This is a genomic window from Pseudoduganella umbonata (assembly GCF_014192225.1).
In the GTDB taxonomy this organism is placed as follows: domain Bacteria; phylum Pseudomonadota; class Gammaproteobacteria; order Burkholderiales; family Burkholderiaceae_D; genus Rugamonas; species Rugamonas umbonata.
Genome location: NZ_JACHXS010000013.1, coordinates 15,640 through 42,257 on the forward strand (window position 1 = coordinate 15,640; position 26,618 = coordinate 42,257).

General features: G+C 57.0%; 24 protein-coding genes and 2 pseudogenes. 17 read left to right on the plus strand and 9 right to left on the minus strand.

Annotation, left to right across the window (positions count from 1 at the left end; genetic code table 11):
• The 5 genes from FHS02_RS26465 to FHS02_RS26480 all read right to left on the minus strand — a co-directional run bounded on the left by FHS02_RS26465 (nt 1) and on the right by FHS02_RS26480 (nt 4,797).
• On the minus strand, nt 1–225 hold the full coding sequence (locus tag FHS02_RS26465; protein WP_137316041.1) for a hypothetical protein: 225 nt from the start codon (nt 223–225) through the stop codon (nt 1–3).
• 114 nt (nt 226–339) lie between these two features.
• On the minus strand, nt 340–1,602 hold the full coding sequence (locus FHS02_RS26470) for a three-Cys-motif partner protein TcmP (RefSeq protein WP_137316042.1): 1,263 nt from the start codon (nt 1,600–1,602) through the stop codon (nt 340–342).
• 9 nt (nt 1,603–1,611) lie between these two features.
• The gene (locus FHS02_RS26475; RefSeq protein ID WP_137316043.1) at nt 1,612–2,349 is read right to left on the minus strand and encodes a DUF5131 family protein; all 738 of its coding nucleotides are present in this window, start codon (nt 2,347–2,349) and stop codon (nt 1,612–1,614) included.
• A complete protein-coding gene (locus FHS02_RS32220) occupies nt 2,336–2,599 on the minus strand; it encodes a RepB family protein (RefSeq protein ID WP_503826465.1) in 264 nt (87 codons plus the stop codon). Before FHS02_RS32220 ends, FHS02_RS26475 begins: the two co-directional genes overlap by 14 nt.
• 299 nt (nt 2,600–2,898) lie before the next feature.
• Nucleotides 2,899–4,797 carry a hypothetical protein gene (locus FHS02_RS26480; protein WP_137316044.1) on the minus strand — a complete coding sequence of 633 codons (1,899 nt, stop codon included), beginning with the start codon at nt 4,795–4,797 and terminating at the stop codon, nt 2,899–2,901.
• A gap of 601 nt (nt 4,798–5,398) precedes the next feature.
• Between FHS02_RS26480 and FHS02_RS26485 the strand changes: the two genes are divergently transcribed.
• The 3 genes from FHS02_RS26485 (at nt 5,399) to FHS02_RS26495 (ending at nt 9,178) form a co-directional block, all read left to right on the plus strand.
• Complete coding sequence (locus FHS02_RS26485; RefSeq protein WP_137316045.1) at nt 5,399–6,382, plus strand: hypothetical protein; 984 nt, start codon at nt 5,399–5,401, stop codon at nt 6,380–6,382.
• 655 nt (nt 6,383–7,037) lie between these two features.
• Nucleotides 7,038–7,880 carry a hypothetical protein gene (locus tag FHS02_RS26490; protein ID WP_137316046.1) on the plus strand — a complete coding sequence of 281 codons (843 nt, stop codon included), beginning with the start codon at nt 7,038–7,040 and terminating at the stop codon, nt 7,878–7,880.
• A 2-nt stretch (nt 7,881–7,882) separates the two neighbouring features.
• Nucleotides 7,883–9,178 (plus strand): hypothetical protein, encoded by a 1,296-nt coding sequence (locus tag FHS02_RS26495; RefSeq protein ID WP_137316047.1) that lies wholly within the window; start codon nt 7,883–7,885, stop codon nt 9,176–9,178.
• Nucleotides 9,179–9,518: 340 nt separating this feature from the next.
• On the opposite strand, the pseudogene FHS02_RS26500 reads toward FHS02_RS26495, so the two are convergent.
• Nucleotides 9,519–10,299: pseudogene (locus tag FHS02_RS26500) on the minus strand (transposase).
• Nucleotides 10,300–10,472: 173 nt separating this feature from the next.
• Between FHS02_RS26500 and FHS02_RS26505 the strand changes: the two are divergent.
• Nucleotides 10,473–11,915, plus strand: a complete 1,443-nt coding sequence (locus FHS02_RS26505) for an RES family NAD+ phosphorylase (protein WP_137316048.1) — start codon at nt 10,473–10,475, stop codon at nt 11,913–11,915.
• A 176-nt stretch (nt 11,916–12,091) separates the two neighbouring features.
• Here the strand turns inward: FHS02_RS26505 and FHS02_RS26510 are convergent.
• Nucleotides 12,092–12,949, minus strand: a pseudogene (locus tag FHS02_RS26510) (YifB family Mg chelatase-like AAA ATPase); the annotation flags it as partial.
• An 83-nt stretch (nt 12,950–13,032) separates the two neighbouring features.
• Nucleotides 13,033–13,287, minus strand: a complete 255-nt coding sequence (locus FHS02_RS26515; protein ID WP_137316050.1) for an accessory factor UbiK family protein — start codon at nt 13,285–13,287, stop codon at nt 13,033–13,035.
• A gap of 205 nt (nt 13,288–13,492) precedes the next feature.
• Here FHS02_RS26515 and FHS02_RS26520 point away from each other — a divergent pair, with 205 nt between their 5' ends.
• The 12 genes from FHS02_RS26520 (at nt 13,493) to FHS02_RS26575 (ending at nt 25,130) form a co-directional block, all read left to right on the plus strand.
• Nucleotides 13,493–14,251: a TorF family putative porin gene (locus tag FHS02_RS26520; RefSeq protein WP_137316051.1), complete on the plus strand. Its 759-nt coding sequence runs from the start codon at nt 13,493–13,495 to the stop codon at nt 14,249–14,251.
• Between the two features lie 18 nt (nt 14,252–14,269).
• Nucleotides 14,270–14,608 (plus strand): P-II family nitrogen regulator, encoded by a 339-nt coding sequence (locus tag FHS02_RS26525; protein WP_137316052.1) that lies wholly within the window; start codon nt 14,270–14,272, stop codon nt 14,606–14,608.
• Nucleotides 14,609–14,625: 17 nt separating this feature from the next.
• Nucleotides 14,626–16,164: an ammonium transporter gene (amt, locus tag FHS02_RS26530; protein WP_137316053.1), complete on the plus strand. Its 1,539-nt coding sequence runs from the start codon at nt 14,626–14,628 to the stop codon at nt 16,162–16,164.
• A gap of 147 nt (nt 16,165–16,311) precedes the next feature.
• Nucleotides 16,312–17,610, plus strand: coding sequence for a glutamate--cysteine ligase (gene gshA / locus FHS02_RS26535; RefSeq protein ID WP_137316054.1), 1,299 nt, complete (start codon nt 16,312–16,314; stop codon nt 17,608–17,610).
• A gap of 242 nt (nt 17,611–17,852) precedes the next feature.
• Entirely contained in the window at nt 17,853–18,794 is a 942-nt protein-coding gene (gene gshB / locus FHS02_RS26540) for a glutathione synthase (RefSeq protein ID WP_137316055.1), read from the plus strand.
• An 11-nt stretch (nt 18,795–18,805) separates the two neighbouring features.
• The gene (locus FHS02_RS26545) at nt 18,806–19,207 is read left to right on the plus strand and encodes a PTS sugar transporter subunit IIA (RefSeq protein ID WP_137316056.1); all 402 of its coding nucleotides are present in this window, start codon (nt 18,806–18,808) and stop codon (nt 19,205–19,207) included.
• Between the two features lie 84 nt (nt 19,208–19,291).
• Complete coding sequence (locus FHS02_RS26550) at nt 19,292–19,561, plus strand: HPr family phosphocarrier protein (RefSeq protein ID WP_137316057.1); 270 nt, start codon at nt 19,292–19,294, stop codon at nt 19,559–19,561.
• 24 nt (nt 19,562–19,585) lie between these two features.
• The gene (gene ptsP / locus FHS02_RS26555; protein WP_137316058.1) at nt 19,586–21,331 is read left to right on the plus strand and encodes a phosphoenolpyruvate--protein phosphotransferase; all 1,746 of its coding nucleotides are present in this window, start codon (nt 19,586–19,588) and stop codon (nt 21,329–21,331) included.
• Between the two features lie 86 nt (nt 21,332–21,417).
• Entirely contained in the window at nt 21,418–22,596 is a 1,179-nt protein-coding gene (gene metX, locus FHS02_RS26560; RefSeq protein ID WP_137316059.1) for a homoserine O-succinyltransferase MetX, read from the plus strand.
• Entirely contained in the window at nt 22,593–23,213 is a 621-nt protein-coding gene (gene metW / locus FHS02_RS26565) for a methionine biosynthesis protein MetW (protein WP_137316060.1), read from the plus strand. The genes metX and metW overlap by 4 nt, the downstream gene beginning before the upstream one ends.
• 72 nt (nt 23,214–23,285) lie before the next feature.
• A complete protein-coding gene (locus FHS02_RS26570; RefSeq protein ID WP_137316061.1) occupies nt 23,286–24,200 on the plus strand; it encodes a M48 family metallopeptidase in 915 nt (304 codons plus the stop codon).
• Between the two features lie 21 nt (nt 24,201–24,221).
• Nucleotides 24,222–25,130, plus strand: coding sequence for a pseudouridine synthase (locus tag FHS02_RS26575; protein ID WP_229422340.1), 909 nt, complete (start codon nt 24,222–24,224; stop codon nt 25,128–25,130).
• Between the two features lie 19 nt (nt 25,131–25,149).
• Here the strand turns inward: FHS02_RS26575 and FHS02_RS26580 are convergent, their stop codons facing one another.
• Entirely contained in the window at nt 25,150–25,920 is a 771-nt protein-coding gene (locus FHS02_RS26580; protein WP_137316062.1) for an exodeoxyribonuclease III, read from the minus strand.
• 38 nt (nt 25,921–25,958) lie between these two features.
• Here FHS02_RS26580 and pyrE point away from each other — a divergent pair, with 38 nt between their 5' ends.
• Entirely contained in the window at nt 25,959–26,618 is a 660-nt protein-coding gene (pyrE, locus tag FHS02_RS26585; protein ID WP_137316063.1) for an orotate phosphoribosyltransferase, read from the plus strand.

A 26,618-nucleotide genomic window follows, 5' to 3' on the forward strand; every position in this document is an offset into this window, starting at 1 on the left:
TTAATGCCGCCAGTCAGAGAAAGGCCGTGATCGACAGAAGTCATCATTGTCTGGTCGCTCCCAGGAGTAGCCATCGTTCTCCCAAGAATACCTTGGATCGTATTGCGTTTTGCGCTGCTTGTTCTCGGTTGCGCCGGCAAACAGTGCCAGAAGCTCGATAATGATCCGTACAGCTCCCAGGGCAAGCAGCAGCGCAATCTGGACAAGGCTGGCAATCGAACGCATGGCACCTCTCCCGACAAGTTTCTTAACGATCTCAGGATACGACGATTCGAACGTTTGTAAAGTGTGGCACAACAACGAGACAGGTGTTGCTGCAGCCGCGTCGTGGGCTACTCGTCAGAAGAACAAGCGGCTCTGTGTCGGGGCGATGATCTGATCTGATGCTCTGATCTGCTTGGCGGCGCGTCGTTTCGTACCGTCCTCTCCGACGATCTCGACAATGCCCGAGGCTGCCAGGCGCTCGAGTGCCTCCTGGTAAATCTCGGCTGACGCAGGCGAGTTGTTGCATGTAGTGGCATACAGCACGCCATAGCTGAGGCCTTCTTCGTGGGCATATACCAAGTTGGGGATTTGCTCGCTGAGCGCTCGAATACTGGCCTCGCGTGCCAGCGGATCGAACTCGAACCCCAGCTCGGTTTGCCCGCGGTGCAACGAATCGAATTTGGGATCATAACCGAGCATGTTGAACATGTTCAGGCCTGCGCCGCCATAGTGAATGAAGTAATTCTGGTTTTTCCAATGGACATCGGTCATCACGTCACGGGCGCGATGATGTTGCGAGAGATGGATCAGCCAGTAGTCGCCATGGCCCTGCGTGTTACGGATGAAAAATGGCGTGTAGTGCTTGGCACCGCATTGCTGCACCAGACTGGCATACAGCGTCGATTGGATGAACAGCCGCCAGTCTTTCTCGGACTGCTTGATCTCCCGCAGCGTGCGTCCCGCCAGCAGGTCTGGCAGTTGAAGCTGCTGTAGCCTGGCCGCGAATGTTTCCTCATTGGCGTAATTGAGCAACGAATCGACCGCGAAGGTTAGGATGATTTCGGCACCAGGCAGTGTGTCGAGAATTCGCTTGATCAGTGATGTCGGCACCGCCCGGTAGCCGAACTGATCAAGGGCGAAGATGGAGCGGCCGTTGCGCGGGCTCTTCTTCTTGATGTAGTCGATGATACTGTTGGCCTGAAGCTCGAACTTGCCATGCCGAAGATGGATATCGGTGCCGAGCCTGCTGCCGTAGCCGGCCTCCCGTAGCACTTTTTCCAGATGCTTGTAGGCATCGCGGCCCGCCTCGACGAAGAAGTGGCTGATATCGAGTCGCACCGGTTTGGTCCGACCCTGGTTGATGTAGAAATCGGCTTCCTTAGACGCGCGCAGAAAGATAAACGGCGATCCTTCAACGATCTCGCGGGTGTCTTCGTGGTAGTAGAGACCCCCACCGGCAAAACCATCGACGAGTGTAAGTTTGAATTCGTCCCGCGGCTGACCGCCAACGAGTGTTTGAAAATAGGCTGCAAGGTAAGACTGCAAAATCCGATGCTTCGCAATACTATGTTGCGGTATCAACTCCGGGCCATTTTTCCATGTGAATTGACTTAGCATCCGATAGTCTCAAGCGAGCGCAGGCATCTCATCATAAGTCCTGCCGTTTATTTCCCGCCCATTGTACTTTTTCGCACGCTTTTTGCCATCGGCACCCCAGCCGCCCCACTGCTTGAAGAAAAACGCGGCACCTTGCTCTTCACACTGCGCTTGTATCGACGTCACCCATTCGGGCTTCATCGGGCGCGCTTTGGGACCCGACTCACCTCCGACGATGACCCAATGGATGTCACTCAGATCAACCGTGCCCAAGTCTTCCAGTAGAGGTTCGACAGACAGGAACCGAACCGTGGCGTCGATATTACGCAACAGGTCGATCCTGGGGAGCCCATACTTGACGTCTTCTACCGAGACCCCAATCCACGCGTTGCGTGGTGCACTTTTGTGCGCAAAATACTGAGCCAGTCGGTCAGCACGCTTGGTAAGAATCTGGAACGTATGCCAATGGGCTTTCGCTATGGTGTTGAAAACGCGATCGACATACTCAAACGGTACCGCTTCATGGAAAAGGTCTGACATCGAGTTCACGAAGTAGACCGTCGGCTTCTTGCGCGTGAGCGGATCGCCTACCCGGTTTTCCAGCAGAGTGAGGGTAAAGCCATTTTCATAGCCAGGTGTGCCCATCGCCTGAAGCCTTTCGGCCATCTTCTCTGCATAGCAGTGCTTGCAACCAGGTGAGACCTTCGTACACCCGACAGTCGGGTTCCAGGTCATCTCTGTCCATTCGATCTTGCTACCGGTCGTCATGTTTGCTCCCTACGCTTTTGATTTTTCCCAAGTCTGCCGTGTCGATCAGTCGCACCAGTGCCTCCCGTTTGCTCAAGCCAGTTGCGTCACAGAGGTACTTCAACCGCTCGCTGGTCGCTTCTGGCAGCCACTCCTGGAGCCGCTGGTAGCCGGCGTCTTTTAGACGCTCGCGATAGTGGTTCTGCGCCTGCGAAATCTGATGCGCTCGACCGACACTCCCATTCTGCATTGCTGATGAATTTTTCGGCATAGTGATCAGTCCTGATTACAGTGTAATCATAGCAAATATGTTGAGAAAAACAATGTATTTCAAATCGCATTTCTAAGGAGAATTGCCAGGCTGAGACTGAGGCATGAAACATGCGTGCTGCCAAAAACAGCCTTTAATAAATAGCCGAACTCGGCCAAGGGAAAGAGCGCATGCTAATGCGACGACCAAACCGCTTGATGCGATATGAAATGGCGTCACTGAAGGAGCAAGGAAATGCTAACAATAACGCATGCAGTCCTGTTGCGCTGCCGCTGCTGTGGAAAGATGGAGTGGGGGGCTCACAACGGCTGCAAAAAATTGGCGGAACTAAGTTCTTGCAAGAATCGTTTCACTGATGATGGCGTCATGGCGGTTTTTTCAGCGTTATAGCCGTGTCGTCTGGTTGCAAAACGCACAGTATGTCTATCGAATGCGTTATAAAAGGCGGCTTCTATGTTTGAACCTTTGCGCTGCGCAATAATTTCAACCGCTTTCTCTAAGCAAGTGTAGGCATCTTCAATAATGTTCCACATGACCACCGATTTGAATCCGGTTTCTGTGGGTCGGTGTTCGATCTCGATCCAATAAAACATGATGCCACAATATGAAAAATTGACTATGAGTGCACTGCGGTACGTATTGCTTACTCTGTGCTTACCTTTTTCTAAAATTCGCCAGCTTGGCCTAGTTCTCGCGCGGTATATCGTTTCGGGAGGTTCCACGAACGACCACACTGATAAATCATTCCGCCATTGCCGTAATCTTGATAGGCGCGGCCCAAACGCACTGCAATCAGAAAGTAAGCCGTCTTTGCTAAGCTGTAGAAATACATCATAGACATGCGAGAAATGAAGATTCGGCAGTCGGATTTCTTGGTTGATATCGGACTTCGGATAGTTTCCCTGTTCATACGTCGGATGGCCAGTTGAAGTCATGTTGCTCTCGTTATCGACCGTGACCCTCTTTCCACCATAACGCTTGCTGTACTCTTTCTTCATCTCCAAAGTCGTCGGAGCGTTTTCCCATTGCCAGTCAATACCTTGAAAGTGATTTGTGTGCGACTGTTCCTGCGCATCAAGCGCCGCGCTTATCACGGTATCTTCCAAACCGACCTGATCGGTGGTTTCCTGGGCAAAGGGTTTTGGTTCGTCAGTGAACTCTACAGTATCACCATCCCTGTTATTGTTCGTTCGGCCAAGCACGATGGTTGGATAATGGCTGGGCCAATTCGACTTGGTAATGCTCGTCACTAGGAGTTTTGTGCCCTTATCCAGGTATCCAGCGGCTTTAATACGAAGACAGCGGAAAGTCAGTGATAAGGGCTCCTGTTTGGCCTGATATGGAATCCGTGCATTGGCGAACCATACGGATGACTCGCTTGCTCTGCGCTCTTGCAAGCTCCGCGAATAGATGAGATTGGCCGATTCTCTACCGTAATCATCAAAGTATAAAACGGCTAGTAGAGGTGCACATGGGTCTGGCATGTTCAGCTGTAGAACAATGTCCCATTGTCCTTCATACATACGGGTTTTCTGCCCAGACTTGATGTCGTTGATGCATATGGCCACCTCCAACTGGTCTTTCCAAGGGCCGTCGCAAAAGGCATTCGCCAAGGGCGAATTCAAGGCATAAAACGACTTGAAGATCGTAGTGCGAGGTATCACGAACATCGTGTGCTTGTCTGCGATACGGCGTTCAATGAGCACGCAGCGCGATTGAAAAAATCTTTGGCTTTCCCCTTGAATTTTAGATGTTAAGCCACTGAATTCAGAGCTGTTCAGTATTCTACTTGGAATACCTTTTGTCCAATACCTGGGTAAGGGAAAATCATCTGTTAGACTGTATTCCAAGCTGTCGTCTTCGCCAGGTGGCAAAGTTATACGGAATTCTTCATAACGCAGCTGTGTAACTAAACGCTTGTTCTGGTATATGTCGCCAATTGAAAATTTGGAAATAGTGCCTACGTGCAGAGTGACACGAACCAAGTTGAGTGTATCGCTCTTTTGGCCTAGCATGCCTATGATTTCCTCGGTCGTCATGGCGGAAATTTGCGCCAGTGATGACCGTGGCAGTTCCTGAAGAAGCACGGATATACCGGCTGAGCCTGTTCTGTGAAGTGCTTGCTGGAACCCGTCAATCCACTTGATAAGCCAAAGCTTGTCGTCAGCCGGAAACTCGTCTATTAAGGTCTCACTCATATGGTAGTGCTCACGTACTAGAGGTAACGTAATGTACCCCAGTCGCGCGTTTACTTGTAGGCATAACGCGAATTTGGAGGCTAGGAAATATGAGTTGGAGTAGCGTAGCAGCGAGCCTGGGCTGATGGCTATCTCCCATTGCGCGCTGCCGTGACGACAGATGCCCGTGCAGCTCGGGCCATCCTTCCAATTCTTCGGCGCACATCAAAACACGGGCAGTATCTAATATCCAGATTGCGCCTGATCCGACCCTTTCCCTTGCGAATAGCATTCCATATGGCAGCAGAACTTTCATGGTGGCATTGTGAGCGCTATCAAAATGCCGGTGGCACTTATTCAGTCGGCTCCCCTGATCTAACATGCGCCTGCTATACGTCTTTTCGGTGAGCTCTACAGGCCTACTTGATGCAAATTTCCCAACATAAAGAATTCTCGTGAGCATATCTCGTCGACTTTGGCTTTGTCGCAGAAAACCAACTTTTGGTATTCCTGATGTGGTGCTAAGTGATAAATTTCTAGTCAGTTTGCAGCTTACCAAGTACATTAATTAAAAAGAAGATTTTTATGACCCCAAGCTAACCCCTATTTAGGCGAGCAAGTGATGAATGAGTCATTTTGGTTGCGGTCGTTGCAAAATGCCAATAAGAAAATGGTATTTTCTAAGACGCGCCGCGCATTACTCAAGACCTCCTGCGCTACTTTTATAATCAATTCAATAATTGGGTTTCAGGCGCTTGCTAGCCAAGCTGCGATAAACAAGATTAGCTGGAGGATAAACGCTTCGTCTTTCGCATCTGGCATAAATAGGTTTTTCAAGCTTGTACATAGCTCATCAATATCGGGCGGATCGTTTCCAATCTCATCATTGCTGTGGTACTTCCCCTTGAATATTATTACTCCTGATGGATTCAAGCGCTTGGGTAGTCGGGGGGAAGTTAGATTTACAACCTCAACCGCAACTTCAAAATCGAAATATGACTCTTTAGATTTTGTTGACGCTTCAATTGGCAATATAACCGTCGTTCTACCGGAGATTATTGAGGCAGATTACTTTCGAGATGGCACTAGCGTGAAATTTAACTTTAGAAATTCATTGCCCCAGATTATTATCTGGAAAATCCCGCAAGAACTGAAGGTTCCAAAATCGTTACGGGTGCAATCAATAAAATTCTCAGAGGAAAACACCCTTATTCTGTTATCAAATTCGGTTAACACGCAGCTATTGGAAATAAACCTTTTTGTAGAGCAAAAAGGATCGCAGGGAGTGCAAGTCGCCTCTTCTGGGCCAATGGAAATAACGAATGCATTTACGCTTTTAGCTCGCAGTTCAACAATTTGCTGTAATGGGAATTGCGTCAGGGATGATGGCGCCATTGGCTCCGAGAATGATCTCAACAAGTACTGGTCTATAATCCAACGAATTACTCCTCCTCACTCTGGACAATGTTACCTTCGTTTGGTAGAAAAAGACACCCCACCTTTGGACGTCCACCATAGAGAAATTGCGGCAGGCTTTCGAACCATGGAAGCTGCATCAGATGCACTGAACACCAAATATCGCGACGAATGCACTCCTCGAAATTAAGAAGGCGATATATAGCAGTTACTCCTTTTGCAATCCTACATGTGTGGTTGCAGATTTTTCTAGATGGCAGTCCGCTGCTGAGTGCTGGAGTAACACTTGTTCAGTTAGCAGGAGTTTTCTTCGGAGGAATGCCTGGTTCATTAAATTGGTTAATTTTCTCGCGTGAACCACGGTTAATTCCAAATAGGCGATCTTGGGATAATGCTATGCATTGGTTTATTATAATATCCATGGGCGCTTGGGCACTCTTAGGCAATTCACTATCAGAAGAATTCTTGCCACTATCGAGCTCCTTCCTATTTTTCATTTATGCTACTGCTAAGTTTGGCTGTAGCTACGTCGGTTGTTGTGGTTGGAATGAGAACGTGGGTTCACAGCGTATCTTGAGAGAGCTAACATCACTGCAAATTATAGAGTCTAGTTTAGCATTCGTGGCGGGAATAATTGTCATCTTATGGGTTCTTATTTGCGGCGCCGAAGAAAATCCAATTCGTTTTTATCTCGCAGCTATTTGCGTCCATATGTTCATGCGTGAAATTTTTACGTCGGAACGAATGCGAGACTAAAATACTGGGGCTCATGATAGGGTTGTAGTATTTTCTTGCAAATCCGTATTTGAATTCTTGGTCTAAATATAGTTACGCGAAGAGGTCATATGCAACATATTCGTGAGGAATCCCGGTCTATAACTTTCACTCGAGCCAATCCGGAAGAGGTGTTTTTAATTGGGTCAGAACACTTGAGCTTCTTAAGTGATGTACGTTTGTCGTTTTGGTGTATTTCTACGTTCCCGACACCGCAAGTTCAGACTAGTGCCATTGCAGATCTTAGGGTCTACTTCAATGGAAAGGATATATCGAGAGATTTAGCGGGCGCGATTGCCAAGGCACTTGACTTTTTGGCAGGGTCGCGAGCTCAATATGAAAAAGCGATGAATCGATGGATTAGCATTCTTGAGCATGAGTCCGCAATAATCGGATTGTCGCGGTCTATGATAGATGAGCAAAAGAGATTAGCTAGCGAATTTGTAAAGAAGGATTGGAGGGAATTCTTTTTAACGTTAAGGACTGAAGGCTTTGGATATCGTGGAGCCCTACACCCTCTCCACTTTCTTTTTCGTGAAATATCTATTCCACCGCTCTCATTGCGAGATATTCTTTATCCAGAATCCGCTGACGATGATTATCCACTCAATTCAATCGATGATATACGGCTAGTTTTCGCTAACGGACCATCTCGCATTTATCAAGCGGGTTATATGCCTATAGCTTTGCAATATGAGGGCTATATGTATTGCAAAGTTAAATGCGTATTGGACGACTCTTGGGAAAAGGAGATGAGTCAACGTTTGACAGACCTTTCTTTGCAAGTGGCTAATATTTCTGACCAAATGCTCGAACTCAAGAGTACATATCAGGAATTTGAGCTCCGAGCCGCTGAATTCAAGTCTATAGCGGACGGAATTGAAGCCGCTCTGAATGAATCTTCACCGAGGTAACCATGTCCCGAGATGAAAGGGTTTCTCAAAAAAACAGGAAGAGAATTGCAGGACAATTTAGTCAGTTGTCGGAAAGTTTTCATAAAAATAGTTCTCTTGCGAATGGTTTGATCACTTCCTCAAGAACTATTATTAGCTCTTTACCTTCTGTTGAAAACCATACTCTAACGCAGCATCTTTTTGCGGCACGTAATAGTGTGCGTAAAGCGACCCCTTCGTCCCACACTTTAGAGTTGCTATTTCGGTTAAGTCATAAAGATGTGAAGAAAGCGGTTTCGTACCTAACCCCGAATTTCCGCAATTTAGATTTCGAGATTGAGGTTAGAACATGGGAATTGCACTCAGTCGACAAGTCTTCTAGCGCTTTCTCAGAGCGTATTGATCAGATCATTCTCTCTCAGATTCTTACAATAAAAATCGGAACGAGTGTTGCTGGAGAGGTCGAGTTGATAATGCCACTTTTCCTGCGTTGGCAGGGGGCGACATTGGACGAAATATATGTGCGAGCGGCTTCCACTCCGCTAATCAAAGCGATTGATGATGGAGGGGGGCTCTTTGTTTCTGGCATTCGTTCTCGCGTTGTGGCTTCAGTTTTTGCTAACATACTCTCCAAGAAGATCGATGTTGCGTTACCGATGGGTCTACGCAGCATGAACTTACAAAATCGTTCTATAATCGTCAAAGATGATATAATCCGATTTCATTTTACTTCTCGTGGTGCAAGAACACGTACCGACGAAGGTCAAGCACCTGTCTCAGACGATGGAATAAGTATCAAGCTAACCGACAATTTCGTCGATAGAATGGTCCGTGAAAAAGTGAGAATAGCTCTTGCTGACCAGGATGTTTCGCTTAGTTCATTCTCAATTCATTTCGATAGATCATCTCAGAAATTAATAGTCATTTTGATAGGCAGTACACGTTTCAAGAAGTATTTTGGCAACATCAAAGTCAGTGCTACTGGAAATGCCAAAGTCAGGCAACCAATTGCCCTCTTAATAGGAGATGGGAAAAATTTATTGATTCGGTCGGTGGGCGCCCCGTCTCTTGTTGGTGAGCCATGGCCTTCGGACGTTAAGGCGCATATGGATACTCTAATCGGTGGTGGAGTAGGAGTCAGCGTCCCCGACGAAGCAGTCGAATTCATTTGGAATTTACTAAAGCGTTTAGGGCTGCGAACCAAATTCGCATTAAAGCCGCACACGGTCTCTGAAACAATTTCTGTAAATCCCTTTATAGTGAAGAGTTTGCTGATTCGTGAAAAAGATATTATTTTGGAGTTATTTTCTTCTATATAGGTCTGGTAGTTTTTCTGCATTTATGGCTTGCGATTACATAAGATGTTCCGATTTACGCAGCAGACTAAGCCCCTAAATTTACTTCCTACTTTCCAGATGCCGGTAGCTATATGCTGCGTTTTTTGCTATGCGAATCCGATTGCTCCTTAGAGACTGCTGCCGACAATCCGCATTCCCGCTGAGAGAAGAGACTATGGGGCACCTCGAATTACCGATAATCCGGGCTTAGACGTGAAGAATACGGCGGCGTAAGAGGTCAGAGCATGACCTGGCGAGCCTTGTTGTGGCTCATTTCCCGTCCAGGCTCACCGCTTTCGGTGGTCCAGACGAGCTTTGAGCATTAAGACGCCGAAATCTTTGCTTCCCGCAGGTAGCAAAGACGGCGCAGGTTATAGCTTGCTGCCTTGCAGTGCAGATGCAGCACTGCATGCGCCAGGCCAATTGAGCGCAGCACCTTGCCGCCCAGTTTGGCCGGGTCGGTGAAGACATGTTCGACGTGTGCACGCGGGATGGCGATGCGCCGGTTGCAGCGCGACAGCTTGTAGCCGAAGTAGGGCTTGCCTTGTTTCTGTTTCTTCGTCCAGCGTGCGTCCAGGTCCTTCTGCCGCCGCTTCGGCGGCGACCAGTCAGCTGGCATGGCGTTGTCGCCCACAACCGTCGCTTTTTCTTCCTTGGTCAGCGACTTGTTTCGGCGCCTGCACGATGGAAGCATCAACCATCTGGCCGCCATGGGCAATGTAGCCATGCCCTGCGAGTTGCCGGTTCACGGCGTCAAACACGCTCTCGCTGGTGCCGGCTGTGATCAGGCGCTCCTTGAAAGTCTCGATCGTGGTGCGGTCCGGAATCTGACTCGAATCACGCAGTCCGGCAAAGCGTTGGAAGCTGCGGCGATCCAGCAACTGGAACTCCATGTGCTCGTCGGAGAGATTGAACAGCTGCTGGATCAGCAGAATCCGCACCATGATCTCGGTCGGGAACGGCGGCCTCCCGCCGCGTTCTCGGCTTGACCGTGGTACCGCTTCGTCGACTGCTGCAGCCAGTGCTGCGAAATCGACATGCGGCTCCAGCACTTGCAGCGCATCGCCAAGCTTCGTCAGCTTGGCCTCGCGCCTGAGCGGCAAACAGGTTGGGTTCTATCATGGCAGAGTCGTTAAGTTCGATGCACCGCCATCATGCCACGGACGGAGAGTTTTTGAGGTGCCCTAGGGCAAGCCATCTGGTGGCGATCGAGAACAATTGCCTATATACGAGTGGGACTGCTATGCTGAGCCGCATCTGAAACGAAGGTTTGGCTATGCATCTTCCTGAATCTATGGGCGAGCTGTCCGTGGACTACATCTGCGGTGACTGCGTACACGAATCGCATCTTTCTCATGAGATCAAACAGCGCAGCAAAATCGGTCTGTGCAGCTACTGCGATACCGAAGAACCTGTCATTTCCATTGATGAGCTGGCCGATCGAATTAGTGCTGCGTTTGAAGAGCACTATGTAAGGACACCCGAATACTCGGATGGCTCTCGCCACGAAGAGTGGTATCGAGAGGGCCAGCCGGTAATTGAAGCGATTATGGAAGCGGCGGAGGTTTCGGAGGAGATAGCTCAGAAAGTACAGATCATCCTCGAAAACGCGTTTGCTGACCGAGATTCGGCTGAGATGGGGCAAGAAACAGAGTTTGCTGAGGAGTCCTTCTATAAAGCAAAGAAGGCCAGTGATCGAGCATTGCAAGAGGAATGGAGCCAGTTCGAAGCATCCCTTAAAACCGAAGCGCGTTTTTTTAGTCGGTCTGCCGCTGACCACTTGGCGAAGGTCTTTGGGCATATCGACCTGCTGAAAACGTTCAATGGTAAGCCTGTCGTCGTTAATGCTGGGCCAGGCCAAGAGATTGCTGACCTTTACCGTGCCCGAGTATTTGTTTCCGATCCTCCCTTGGAAGAAGCTCTGTGCCGACCGGATCTCCGACTTGGCCCCCCGCCGGCGAAGTATGCGGCTGCAGGCCGGATGAACGCCAGGGGTATTTCAGTCTTCTATGGTGCGACAGAAGCAAAGGTGGCGATTGCTGAAGTTCGCCCTCCGGTAGGGAGCAGGGTTGCCGTCGCGCGGTTCGATATCATTCGCCCGATTAGTCTACTTGATCTCTCAGCACTGCCAAGCATTCACCAGCCAGGCAGCATCTTCGATCCAGAGTATGGTCGTCGTTTGGGACGAGCATTTTTCCTGCGTTCCCTCACGCGCCGATTGGTCAAACCCGTGATGCCCGGTGATGAAGAATTTGAGTATCTTTCAACCCAAGCGATTGCGGATTTCCTCGGCAACGAGAACGACCCCCTACTCGACGGAATCATTTTTCCATCTGTGCAGGCCTCAAGCGGGATTAACGTTGTATTGTTCCACAAAGCCGCTGTTGTCGAAACAATAGAGCTCCCGAAAGGGGCTAAGTTGACAGCCTACTTGGAGACTTTGTCAGATGAGGAAACTGAGCCTGATTATTTAGTCACCGAACGAGTACCGACACCAAAACACACTGGTGAACCTGATAAGTGGTTGAATCCGTTTCAGAATGCATCTGTAGATCGTGCTGGCTATAAGCAATACGAAGCCACCTTGCGCGTCGATCTCGACTCGGTTGCGGTCCATCACATAGATTCAGCCCAGTTCGGCGGTCCTCCGCCTTTCCCCGTATCGCGCCGTCGTCATCAACTGCCGGCGTTCGGCGCTGACGACACTGCCGATTTCTAGGCGCAGTGCCCTAGCGCCCTCACATGAGTCTGCTAATGGCGATAGTGCGCCTTCGCCGCGGCTCAACCTACCCAGCTGTTGCTGTCGGAGCATTAAAGGATTTTCTCAGATGCTTAATGCTGCTGAGTACAGTCGCTAGATTACGTGTGTAGTCGCGTTAATAGTTGGAATTGACAGCCGCCGCCAACCAGCGCCACGCCGGACGATGTGTGATGCGGTGCGCGATATGGCCGCTTCTTCCAGGCAGCTGCCGTGAACGTGCCCGTCAGCGACTGCACGGCGGCGGCTTCCAGCGCTTCGTCGTTCGTCATCGACGGCAGCAGGCCGGGGAAGCGCGAGGCCAGCATCGTCTTGCCGGCACCGGGAGGCCCCACCATGATGATGCTGTGGCCGCCCGCTGCAGCCACCTCCAGCGCCCGCTTGGCATGCCATTGCCCTTTGACTTCGGCGAAATCGGGATACTCGACGAGCACCGGCTGGGCAACCGGACGGTACCGCGCCAGGCGCACGGTGTCATCGGCTGCGCAGAAGTGATTGCACACCTCCAGCAGCGTGGCCGCCGGATAGACGGCGGCACCCTCGACGAGGGCCGCCTCGTCGGCATTGGCCAGCGGCAGGATGAAGGCGCTGCGCGAGTGCGCCCGCTGCATTGCGAACGTCATCGCCAGCGCGCCGCGGATCGGCCGCAGCTCGCCCGTCAGCGACAGCTCGCCGGCAAATTCATAGCGGATCAGTGACTTCGCGGGGATCTGGCCCGAAGCGGCCAGGATGCCGAGCGCGATCGGCAGGTCGAAGCGGCCGGATTCCTTGGGCAGGTCGGCCGGCGCCAGGCTGACGGTGATACGGTGTGCCGGCATCTCGAATCCGGCGTTGACGATGGCGGCGCGTACCCGGTCGCGTGCTTCCTTGACTTCCGTTTCGGCCAGGCCGACGACGTGAAACGCCGGCAAGCCGTTGGCGAGGTGGACTTCGACGCTGACTTCAGGCGCTTCGATGCCGTTCAGCGCACGGCTTTTCAGGACGGCCAGGCTCATGATTCCCCACAGCGACAGGACGATCCGGCATCGTAGAACGTCGCGTCAAGCCCGGCCTTGCGTCCCGACAGGGGGAACGGCCGTTACAGCGGGGCCTTTTCAGCCGCCATTTTTGCTTCCAGCTCGGCCAGGCGGGTTTCCAGCAATTCCAGTCGGGCGCGGGTCTTGGCCAGCACTTGCGCCTGGATGTCGAATTCCTCGCGCGTCACCAGGTCCAGCTTGGAAAAGCCCTGCGTCATCATCGCCTTCACATTGCGTTCGATGTCCTTGGCGGGTGAGTTCTCGATGACGTTGTTGATCTTGGATTGCAGGTCGGTAAAAAAGGCGTTCATGTCCACGATGGGCTCCAGGTGAGGTTTTTCGGACGGATGCACCACAATGGTGCCAGTACGAAGATTATTTGGTGCGAAAGCGGCGTCACGCTCCGCGGCTCGGCTTTAAGCTCAGCAACTATTTGCTGGCATGCATTCTGCTTTAGCTAAAAGGACAACGCGTCAAACGAATTTTAAACCGCAATAAAAGTTCACTCAAAAGGAAATCGCCATGTCATACCCGAGCAAGCGCTCCGCCCTGTCCATCGCCGTCCTGTTCGCATGCATCGCGGCAGGCCAGGCCCAGGCACAGGAAGCCGCCGCGGCACCCGAGGCGAAACCGGACAACGAGATCAGCTTTAACGCGGCCGTCACCAGCGATTACCGTTACCGCGGCATTTCGCAAACCCGCCTGAAACCCGCGCTGCAGGGCGGCGCCGACTGGGTCAACAACCCGACAGGTTTCTACGCCGGCACCTGGCTGTCCACCATCAAGTGGGTCAAGGACGGCGGCGGCGACGGCAGTGTCGAATGGGACGTGTATGCCGGCAAGCGCGGCGACATCGGCTCCGGCTTCACGTACGACGTGGGCGGCCTGGGCTATATCTACGCATCGAACTCCCTGCCGACCAGCGCGAACACGTTTGAATTGTACGGCCAGGTCGGCTACGGCCCCGCCACGCTGAAGTACTCGCACTCGCTGACCAACCTGTTCGGCTTTGCCGACAGCAAGAACAGCCAGTACCTCGATGCTTCCGTCAACCAGGAACTGGGTGAAGGTTTCATCCTGAACCTGCACGTGGGCCACCAGAAAGTCAAGAATAACGATGGCGCCAACTACACCGACTGGAAAGTAGGCGTTACCAAGGACTTCGGCATTGCCACGGTATCGCTGGCCTATGTCGATACCAATACCGAAGCCTATATCGCCCCGAACGGCAAGAACCTGGGTAAATCGGGCGCCGTGCTGACCCTGTCCAAAACCTTCTGAAACAAAACGAGGCCTGCCATGAAAATGATTACCGCCATCATCAAGCCGTTCAAGCTGGACGAGGTGCGTGAAGCCCTGTCCGCGATCAACGTGCAAGGGATAACCGTGACCGAAGTCAAAGGCTTCGGTCGCCAGAAAGGCCACACGGAGCTGTACCGCGGCGCTGAATACGTGGTCGACTTCCTGCCCAAGACCAAGATCGAAGCGGCGGTCGACGATGACATCGTCGAGCAGGCCATCGAAGCCATCGAAACGGCCGCGCGCACCGGCAAGATCGGCGACGGCAAGATTTTCGTGTACAACCTGGAACAGGTGATCCGTATCCGGACCGGCGAAACCGGCAACGATGCGCTCTAAATAAAAAGGGGAATCCGATGAAGAAAATCATAACGAAGTGGCTGGCCGGGGCAGCCATGCTGATGGCGTTCAGTGCCGCGCCGGCCTGGTCGCAGGACACGGCGGCCGCCGACGCACCGGCGGCCACCGCCGCGGCGCCCGCCGCCGAAGCCGCACCAGCGGTGGCACCGGCCGCGGCCGCACCTGCCGCAGCCGAAGCAGCAGCACCCGCCGCACCAGCCGCCGCGCCCACGCCGCACAAGGGCGATACCAGCTGGATGTTCGTCTCCACGCTGCTGGTCATCATGATGTCGATTCCCGGCCTGGCCCTGTTCTACGGCGGCCTGGTGCGTTCGAAGAACATGCTGTCCATCCTGATGCAGATCTTCACGATCTTCTCGCTGATCATCGTGCTGTGGTGCCTGTATGGCTACTCGATCGCGTTCACCGAAGGCAATGCGTTCTTCGGCGGATTCGGCCGTGCGCTGCTGAACGGCATCTATGACCCCGTCGCCGGTACGTTCGCCTATGCGGCAACGTTCAGCAAGGGCGTCGTCATTCCCGAATTTATCTTCGTCGCCTTCCAGGGCACGTTTGCCGCCATCACCTGCGGCCTGATCGTCGGTGCCTTCGCCGAGCGCGCGAAATTCGCCGCCGTACTGGCCTTCATCGTGATCTGGTTCACGTTCGCCTACCTGCCGATGGCGCACATGGTCTGGTTCTGGGCCGGCCCCGACGCGATCACCGATGCCGCCTCGCTGGCCACCGTGACCGCCAAGGGCGGCTACCTGTGGAGCCACGGCGCGCTGGACTTCGCCGGCGGCACCGTGGTGCACATCAATGCAGCCGTTGCCGGCCTGGTCGGCGCGTACATGATGGGCAAGCGCGTTGGCTACGGCCGTGAATCGATGGCCCCGCACTCGCTGGTGATGACGATGATCGGCGCTTCGCTGCTGTGGGTGGGCTGGTTCGGCTTCAACGCCGGCTCGGCGCTGGAAGCGGGCGACATCGCCGCGCTGGCCTTCGTGAACACGCTGCTGGCGACTGCCGCCGCCACCGTGTCCTGGCTGTTCGCCGAATGGATCTTCAAGGGCAAGCCGTCGATGCTGGGTGCCGTGTCGGGTGCCGTCGCCGGTCTCGTGGCGATCACCCCGGCAGCGGGCTTCGTCGGCCCGATGGGCGGCCTGGTCATCGGCCTGCTGGCCGGCGTGGTCTGCCTGTGGGGTGTGAACGGCCTGAAGCGCATGCTGGGCGCCGACGACTCGCTGGACGTGTTCGGCGTGCACGGCGTGGGCGGTATCCTGGGCGCGGTACTGACCGGCGTATTCGCGGCACCGTCGCTGGGTGGCCAGGGCATCTGGGATTACGTGGCCAACAAGGCATCGGCGGACTACTCGATCGGCGGCCAGGTGGTCACGCAGCTGATCGGCGTGGGCGTCACGATCCTGTGGTCCGGCATCGTCGCCTTCATCGCCTACAAGCTGGTGGACGTGGTGATCGGCCTGCGCGTGCCGGAAGAACAGGAACGCGAAGGCCTGGACATCAACAGCCACGGCGAAAGCGCGTACCACATCTAAACAGTACGTTTTGCCGTCCAAAGCGCCCTGCGGGGCGCTTTTTTGCTTTGCAGACCTTTAAAATGGCATTTTTGCCCTGATTTGGTGAGTCCGCCTTCACTTCGCAAGGCGGGCACGCAGTTCGCCTCTCACTACAAGGAAGTAAGCATGGTTCCCCACCTCGTCACGGCCCTGACCGGACCGCTGCTCGATCTCGAAGAAAAAATCCTGGCCGCCACCCCCGCCATCGAGCGCTGGTTCCGCCTGGAATGGCAGGAACATACGCCGCCGTTCTACTGCTCGGTCGATCTGCGTAATGCGGGCTACAAGCTGGCGCCGGTGGACACCAACCTGTTTCCCGGTGGTTTCCATTACCTGGCCAGCGAGATGCTGCCGCTGTCGGTGCAGGCCGCGATGGCCGCGATCGACAAGTATTGCCCGGACGCGCGCAACCTGCTGGTGATCCCGGAAAGCTACAACCGGCACCCCACGTACCTGGAAAACATCGCCCGCCTGGCGCAGATCTTCCGCCAGACCGGCCTGCACGTGCGGCTGGGCACGCTCGATCCGGCCATCACGCAGCCGACGCCGCTGGCGCTGCCGGACGGGAACATGCTGGTCGTCGAGCCGCTCGAGCGCTCCGCCAATGGCCGCCGCGTGGGACTGAAGGATTTCGACCCGTGCACGATCCTGCTGAACAACGACCTGTCGATCGGCACGCCGGACATCCTGCAGAACATCCACGAGCAGAGCCTGCTGCCGCCGCTGCACGCGGGCTGGGGCCTGCGCCGCAAGCACAACCATTTCACCGCCTACGATGAAGTGGCCAAGAAATTTGGCAAGCTGATCGGTGTGGACCCATGGATGGTGAACCCGTTCCACGCCCGGTGCGGCGAGGTCGATCTGCAGACCGGGGAGGGCCAGGATTGCCTGGCCGGCAATGTCGATGCGGTGCTGGCGAAGATCCGCAAGAAGTACAAGGAATATGGCATCAAGGAAAAGCCGTTCGTCATCATCAAGCCCGATGCGGGTACATACGGCAAGGGCATCATCAGCATCCGCGACGCGGCCGAGCTGAAGGACCTGTCGGCGGCGCAGCGCGAGAAGATGTCGGTGGTCAAGGATGGCAAGGTCGTCAGCGACCTGAACATTCAGGAAGGCGTGCCCACGTTCGAAAGCATCAAGGACGCGGTGGCCGAGCCGGTCGTCTACATGATCGACCGCTACGTGGTCGGCGGCTTCTATCGGGTGCACGCGGAGCGCGGCGTGGACCAGAACCTGAACGCGCCCGGCTCGGAATTCGTGCCGCTGGCCTTCGCGCAGCAGCACGCCATTCCCGACCTGAAGGCAAAGCCCGGCACCGCCGCACCGAACCGCTTCTATGTGTATGGCGTGGTGGCTCGGCTGGCCCTGCTGGCCGCCTCGCTGGAAATGGAACGCACCGATCCGAACCCCGAGGTGTATTAAGGCCACTGGTACCGCTGACCAGCGCCGGGCCATGTTGCCGCAAAACCGGTGACAGGCTCCAGTTACCAGGAAATGTTTGTGCATAACCGGAGCCTGTCACCGGTTTTGCAGAAATGTTTCAAAATAACTGGAGCCTGTCACCGGTTTTGATGGCTCATGCAGGTGGTGCCGGCGACCGGGCAGTACCGATGGCCCTTTGTAATCTCGGCTAGAATCAGCCATTACCTTGAATGGATGTGTCCATGAAAATAGCTTTCCTTGCCGACCCGTTGGCGAACTTCAAGATCTACAAGGACTCCACGTACGCCATGATGGCCGAGGCCGCGAAGCGCGGCCATGAGGTGTATGCGTTCCAGCAGCGCCACATGGCGCTGGAGAACGGCATCGTCCGCGCCTGGGTCTCGCGCATTACGATGACGGGTGGCGGGCAGGAAGACTGGTACGAAGCGGCGCCGTCCAAAGACGTGGCACTGTCCGAATTCGACATCATCCTGGAGCGCAAGGATCCGCCGTTCGACATGGAGTACGTGTACGGCACCTACCTGCTGCAATTGGCCGAAAAGCAGGGTGTCAAGGTGTTCAACAGTCCGCAGGCGATCCGCGACCACAATGAAAAACTGTCGATCGCGCAATTTTCGCAGTTCACGTCGCCGACCATCGTCACCTCCGATGAAACGCGGCTGCGCGCCTTCCACGCCGAGCATGGCGACGTGATCTTCAAGCCGCTGGACGGCATGGGCGGCACCGGCATATTCCGCGTCAAGGCCGACGCCATGAACCTCGGCGCGATCATCGAAACCCTGTCGCAGAACGGCCGCCAGACCATCATGGCGCAGCGCTACATTCCCGAGATCGTCAAGGGCGACAAGCGCATCCTCGTCATCGGCGGCAAGCCGGTGCCGTTCTCGCTGGCGCGCATTCCCCAAGGCACCGAGGTGCGCGGCAACCTGGCGGCCGGCGGCGTCGGCGTGGCCCAGCCGCTCACCGAGCGCGACCGTGAAATTGCCGAGGCGATCGGTCCGGTATTGGCAGAGCGCGGCTTATTGCTGGTAGGATTGGACGTGATCGGCGATTACCTGACCGAGGTAAACGTCACCAGCCCGACCTGCTTCCAGGAGATCACGCAGCAGACGGGCTTCCAGGTAGCCGCCATGTTCGTCGACGCGCTCGAACAGGCGGCCTGACAAGGACCAATATGGTTGGTATTTTGCTAATGACCCATGCGCCGTTGGGGGAGGCTTTCCTGGCGGCGGTGGCCCACGTGTTTCGCAACAAGGTCGACCACCTCGAGGCAATCGACGTGGTGGCGGACCAGGACCTGTGCGACGTACAGGATCTGGCAGCGGCGGCGATCAAGCGGCTGGACGACGGTTCCGGCGTGCTGGTGATCACCGACGTGAAGGGCGGTACTCCGGCCAACTGCTGCAACAAGCTGGCCGACGCGGGCCACGTCGAGGTCATCGCCGGCATCAGCCTGCCGATGCTGCTGCGGGCGATCACCTACCGCATGGATACGCTGGACGTGGTGGTGGAAATGGCGCTGGCCGGTGCGCAGAGCGGGGCGGTACGGGTGGACAACCGCATTCGGGTCAATTAAACAATCCGGTCAATTAAACAATCCGGGCCAATCAAACAATCCGGTCAATTGAACAATTCGGGTCAATTAAACAAACAAGAAAACATGATTCAGCAAGAACTCGAAATCATCAACAAGCTCGGTCTGCATGCGCGTGCTTCCGCCAAGTTCACCCAGCTGGCAGCGAAGTTCAAGAGCGACGTCTGGCTATCCCGCAATGGCCGGCGCATCAATGCGAAATCGATCATGGGCGTTATGATGCTGGCCGCCGGCAAAGGGGCCAAGGTCACGCTGGAAGCGGATGGGGCCGACGAACAGGAGTGCATCGCCGCGCTTGCCGGGCTGGTCAACGACAAGTTCGGCGAAGGCGAGTAAATGCCGTTTGACCGGGGAGCACCGATGGCATCGTTCACACTGCACGGCATTCCGGTCTCGCGCGGCATTGCCATCGGCCGCGCCCAGATGCTCGCGCCGGCCGCGCTGGACGTCAAGCACTACCTGATCGCCGAAGAACACGTGGAAGCGGAAGTGGTGCGCCTGCAGACGGCGCTGGCCACCGTGCACCGCGAACTGCAAACGCTGTGGAACGAACTGCCGAAGGATGCGCCGACCGAACTGGGTGCCTTCATCGACGTCCACGCGCTGATCCTTTCCGATCCGATGATCTCCGAGGCGCCGCTGGACATCATCCGCAGCCGCCACTACAACGCCGAGTGGGCCCTCGTCACGCAGATCGAGGAACTGTCGGCGCAGTTCGACGAGATCGAAGACCCGTACCTGCGCGAGCGCAAGGTCGACATCCAGCAGGTCGCCGAGCGCGTGCTGAAGGTCCTGCTGGGCAGCGAGCCGCTGCCCATGCCGGTGGAACCGGACGACGACGAATTCCAGGCGCAGATGGTGGTGGTGGCGCACGACATCTCGCCGGCGGACATGCTGAAGTTCCGCGACCGCTCGTTCATCGGCTTCGTCACCGACGTGGGCGGCCAGAACTCGCACACCGCGATCGTGGCCCGCAGCCTCGATATCCCGGCCGCCGTCGGCGTGTCGCAGGCGTCCAACCTGATCGAGCAGGATGACTGGGTGATCATCGACGGCGATGCCGGCGTGGTCATCGTCAGCCCCAGCGCGCTGGTGCTGCAGCAGTACCGCGATCGCCAGCTGGCCGCGCAGCGGGCCCGCAAGAAGCTCTCGAAGCTGAAGAAGACGCCCGCCGTCACCAGGGACGGCACGCCCATCACGCTGCTGGCCAACATCGAGCTGCCGGACGATTGCGGCCCGGCGCTGGAAGCAGGCGCCAACGGCGTGGGCCTGTTCCGCTCCGAATTCCTGTTCATGGGGCGCGCCAGCGACATGCCGTCCGAGGACGAGCAGTTCGAGCAGTACCGCCGCGCGGTCGTGGCGATGAAGGGCCGGCCGGTCACGATCCGCACGCTCGACATCGGCGCCGACAAGCCGCTCGACACCACGGAACACACGGCGCTCAACCCCGCACTGGGCTTGCGCGCCATTCGCTATTGCCTGTCCGAGCCGCAGATCTTCCTTACGCAGCTGCGCGCGATCCTGCGTGCTTCCGCGTTCGGCAAATTGCGCATCCTGATTCCGATGCTGGCCCATGCGCACGAGATCGACCAGTCGCTGGCGATGATCGAGCTGGCCAAGGCCGAACTGCGCGAAGCGAACATCAAGCATGACGCGAACGTGGACGTCGGCGCGATGATCGAAATCCCCGCCGCGGCGCTGGCGCTGCCGATGTTCGTGCGGAAGATGAAGTTCCTGTCGATCGGCACCAACGACCTGATTCAGTACACGCTGGCGATCGACCGGGTTGATTATGAGGTGGCGCACCTTTACAATCCCCTGCATCCCGCCGTACTGCAACTGATTTCGATGACCATAGCCGCCGGCCACAAGGCCGGTATCGACGTTGCCGTGTGCGGCGAGATGGCGGGCGATGTGAAGCTCACGCGCCTGCTGCTCGGCATGGGCCTGCGCGATTTCTCGATGCACCCGGCGCAGCTGCTGTCGGTGAAGCAGGAAATCCTGAACAGCGACATGGCCCGGATCGTGCCGCAAACGCGCAAAATACTTCGTTCCATGGAACCGGACGTCATCGCGGATGCCGTCCTGTCGCTGCAGACGATGTAGAAACTACAGCGGGTGCCCTCATTCGGGCCCCGCCACCATCACTGGCCCGCGGGGCCGCGCAGTACATAATCCAACAATTCGATAACATGTCCTCAATAGGAATCGTTTCTCCGCAAACCATGGCGTTCGCGGAACCGTTGCCCCTGCAAAGCGGAGCGTCGCTGCGCGATTACACGCTGATGTATGAAACCTATGGCACCCTGAATGCCGACCGGTCGAACGCGGTGCTGATCTGCCATGCGCTGAATGCATCGCACCACGTGGCCGGCTGGTATGCCGACGACCCGAAAAACGTCGGCTGGTGGGACAACATGGTCGGTCCCGGCAAGCCGGTCGACACGAACAGATTCTTCGTCATCGGCATCAACAACCTGGGTTCGTGCTTCGGCTCCACCGGCCCGATGCACGCCAATCCCGCCACCGGCAAGCCTTACGGCGCCACGTTTCCCGTGGTGACGGTGGAAGACTGGGTGGCCGCCCAGGCGCGCCTGGCGGACCGCCTCGGCATCGTGCAATTCGCCGCCGTGATGGGCGGCTCGCTGGGCGGCATGCAGGCGCTGGCATGGAGCATCATGTACCCGGACCGCCTGCGCCACTGCGTGGTCATCGCTTCCACGCCGAAGCTGTCGGCGCAGAACATCGCCTTCAACGACGTGGCGCGGCAGGCGATCCTGTCCGACCCGGATTACCACGGCGGCGATTTCTACGAACACGGCGTGGTGCCGAAGAACGGCCTGAAGGTGGCGCGGATGGTCGGCCACATCACGTACCTGTCGGATGACGACATGGCCGAGAAATTCGGCCGCAAGCTGCGCAACATGGCGGAGAAGGGCGGGGCCGAGACCGTCGGCTACAAGTTCGGCTTCGGCATCGACTTCGAGATCGAGTCGTACCTGCGCTACCAGGGCGACAAGTTCGCCACCTACTTCGACGCCAACACCTACCTGCTGATCACCAAGGCCCTCGATTACTTCGATCCGGCGCGCGTGCACGACGGCGACCTGACGCGCACCCTGGCGAAGACAAAGGCGAAATTCTTCCTGGCGTCGTTCACCACGGACTGGCGCTTTTCTCCGGAGCGCTCGCGCGAAATCGTGCAGGCGCTGCTGGCCAACCGCCGCGAAGTCACCTATGCGGAAATCGATGCGCCGCACGGCCACGATGCTTTCCTGCTGGAGGACCCGCGCTACATGGGCATGGTGAGGGCATATTTCGGGCAAATTCACGGCCAGATTGCCGCCGGATCGAAAGGAGGTGCGGCATGACGTTCGACGACCTGAAACGCACGCGCCCCGACCTGGTGTTCATCGCCCACTGGATCCAGCCCGGCGCGCACGTACTCGACGTGGGCTGCGGCGACGGCTTCATGATGGAGTACCTGCAGACCGACAAGCGCTGCACCGGCTACGGCCTGGAACTGGCGGACGACAAGGTGCTGGAAAGTACCCAGCGCGGCGTGCGCGTGATCCAGCAGGACTTCGAAAAGGGCGGACTGGCGCTGTTCGGCGACAATTCGTTCGACACGGTGCTGTGCCTGTCCGCGCTGCAGATGATGCAGCACGTCGAGGCGCTGCTGCGCGACATCGTTCGTGTCGGCAACGAGGCGATCGTGTCGTTCCCGAACTTTGCCTACTGGCCGCACCGCGTGGCACTGCTGAAGGGCCGCATGCCGGTGTCGAAGACCCTGCCGTACCAGTGGTACGACACGCCGAACGTGCGCTGCGCCACGATCGAGGATTTCCGCGCGCTGGCCGCCGAAGTCGGGGTGGAAGTGATGGAATACGTGGCGCTGGCCGAAGGGCAGATCGTCAACGTGCTGCCGAACCTGCGTGGCGAACTGGCCGTGTTCAGGCTGCGCAAGCGGAATGGAGCCCGATCCTGATCCGCCGTATGGTATCGTGTGGCGAACGACCGTGAACTTTGTCAGAATGTCACGATCGTATGGATATAGATCATGAAATCACTCAAACATAGCCTGGCCTTCATCGCCCTCGCCGCCAGCATGCACACGGCGGGAGCCCACCAATCCGCGCCGGCGCATCAGGCCACTCAGGCGGCCCCTGCGTCGGACGGCATTCCCGTCACGCGCCTGTCGCGCCTGCGCGTGTTTTCCGATGAGCAAACGGTCAACCAGCAGTCGAAGCTGCAGTACGACGCCCTGCTGAAGGAAGCCGACCAGAAGAACGCGCTGGTCGACGACAATCATCCGCAGGTGCAGCGGCTGCGCGCCATCGCGAAACGCATCATCCCGCACGTGGCCCGCTGGAATCCCGAGGCGGCGGAGTGGAACTGGGAAGTCAACCTGCTGAACTCGGACCAGGTGAATGCGTTCTGCATGCCCGGCGGCCGCATCGCCTTCTTCACCGGCATCCTCACCAAGCTGAACATGACGGACGACGAAGTGGCCATGGTAATGGGCCATGAAATCGCCCATGCGCTGCGCGAGCATGCGCGCAAGCGGCAGGGCGAATCGCAGGTGGCGGCAATTGCCGGCAAGCTGGGCGGTATCGCCGCTTCGGCGCTGTTCGGCATCGACCCGAACCTGACGGACTTCGGCGGACGCATGGCGGCCCAGGCGGCCGTGCTGAAATTCTCCCGCGGCGAGGAAACCGAGGCCGACCTGGTCGGTATCGACCTGGCGGCCCGCGCCGGCTTCGACCCGCGCGCCGGCATCGCGCTGTGGCGGAAGATGGGCGCCGTCAACGCCCGTGCGCCGATCGAATTCCTGTCCACGCACCCGAGCGGCGAAACCCGCATCGCGGAAATGAACAAGAGCATGCCGCTAGTGCTGCCGGTGTATGCGCGCACGCGCGGCACCACGGTGGCCAAGCTGCCGGCTTACCGCACCACGCCGCTGCCGAAGGCATAAGCCGCTCCTCTTCTTTTCTGCATGTCTTCGACCGTCAAGTTTCACGGCAAGGCGCCGTTGCCGATGCGCGACGGCGTCACGCCCAGCTATCTGTGGCTGCCCGAGGGCGACTGGCCCGACCTGATCAGCTTCATGGTGGCCAACTATCCGGCCGTGACCGAAGCCCAGTGGCGCGAGCGGATGGCGCGCGGCGACGTCGTCGACGCGCAGGGCAGGGCGCTGCAACCCGCTTCGCCATACAAGCGCAACCTGCGCATCTTCTACTACCGCGAGCTGGAGTACGAGGCACCGATTCCGTTCGAAGAAGAAGTGCTGTACCAGGACGAGCACATCGTCGTGGCCGACAAGCCGCATTTCCTGCCCACGATTCCCACCGGGCGCTTCCTGAAGGAGACGCTGCTGGTGCGGCTGCGGGCGAAACTGGGCATCGAGGAACTGGTACCGATCCATCGCCTCGACCGTGAAACGGCCGGCATCGTGATTTTTTCCCGCAATCTCGACAGCCGTGGCGCCTACCAGTCGCTGTTCCAGCAGCGCGCCGTGCAAAAGGAATACGAAGCGCTGGCGGGGCCGCTGCCGGGCCGCGAGTTCCCGTTCAGCTACCGCAGCCGCATGGTGCAGGGCGACAAGTTCTTCACGATGAAGGAGGAGCCGGGCGAGCCGAACTCGGAAACGATGATCGACGTCGTCGAGCAGCGCGGCGAGCATGTGCTGTATCGCCTGTGGCCGCATACCGGGCGGCAGCACCAGTTGCGCGTGCACCTGGCCGCGCTTGGCATCCCGATCGTCAACGACGCGTTCTATCCGGTGGCACTGCCGTGCAAGGGGGAGGATGTGTCGGCGCCGCTGAAACTGCTGGCGCGGGCGATCGGCTTCCCCGATCCGCTGACCGGGGAATGGCGCTACTTCGAAAGCCGGCGCAGCCTGTAGCGACCCGACAGGCGCGCAGTCAACGCAGGTAGTCGATGATCAGCGGCGCGTGGTCGGAAAACTTCACGTCCTTGTAGACGGAGACGGCTTGCGCGCATTGCGCGATGCCCGGCGTGGCGACGTGGTAGTCGATGCGCCAGCCGACGTTCTTCGCATAGGCCTGGCCGCGGTTGCTCCACCACGTGTACTGTTCCGGGCGCGGGTCGAGGCCGCGGTGCACGTCCACGTAGCCGCATTCGTCGAAGACGCGGCTCAGCCACGCGCGCTCTTCCGGCAGAAAGCCGGAATTCTTGAGGTTGCCCTTCCAGTTCTTCAGGTCGATTTCCTTGTGCGCGATGTTCCAGTCGCCGCAGATGACGACTTCACGGCCTTCGGCGCGCAGCCCCATCAGGTGGGGCAGGAACAGCTCCATGAAGCGGAATTTGGCTTCCTGCCGTTCCGGCGACGACGAGCCGGACGGGCAGTACACGGAAATGACCGTCAGGTCGCCGAAGTCGCAGCGCACGTAGCGGCCCTCGGCATCGAATTCAGGGCTGCCGAAGCCGATCTTCACGGCGTCCGGTTCGATCTTGCTGTAGACCCCGGTGCCCGAATAGCCTTTCTTCTCGGCGTAGTGGAAATGGCCGTGGTAGCCATGCGGATTGCGGAACTGGTCCGTCATGTCGCTGGCCTGGCACTTGAGTTCCTGTACGCAGATGAAATCGGCGGACTGGGTGCCCATCCAGTCGAAAAAGCCCTTCTTGGCGGCGGAGCGGATGCCATTCAGGTTGGCGGAGATGATCTTTGGCATGGATTAAAATACGGGCACTTTTTGAACAGGACCAGCATATGAATAATGATTTGAGGCAGCAGTTTATCGCGTTTTCCGTCTCGGCGGGGGTGCTGAAATTCGGCGAATTCACCACCAAGGCGGGGCGCCAGTCGCCCTATTTCTTCAATGCGGGGCTGTTCCATGACGGCGCCACGCTGGCGAAAGTGGCCGATTTCTACGCACAGACCCTGCTCGATTCCGGCGTGGAATTCGACATGCTGTTCGGTCCCGCCTACAAGGGCATCACGCTGGCTTCGGCCACGGCGGTCGCGCTGGCCGGCAAGGGCCGCAACACGTCGTTTGCCTACAACCGCAAGGAAGCCAAGGACCATGGCGAAGGCGGCACGCTGGTCGGCGCGAAGCTCACCGGCAAGGTCGTCATCATCGACGACGTGATCTCGGCCGGTACCTCGGTGCGCGAGTCGGTGGAAATGATCCGCAATGCCGGCGCCGAGCCGTGCGCCGTGCTGATCGCGCTGGACCGGATGGAACGGGGCGGCAAGGATGGCGTGGTGTCGGAACTGTCGGCCGTGCAGGAAGTGAGCCGCAACTATGGCATTCCGGTCATCTCGATCGGCAACCTGGCCGACCTGCTGGGCTACCTGCAGGCCGATCCGGCACTGGCGACGCACAAGGATGCCGTGGCCGCCTACCGCGACCGCTACGGAGTGGCCTGA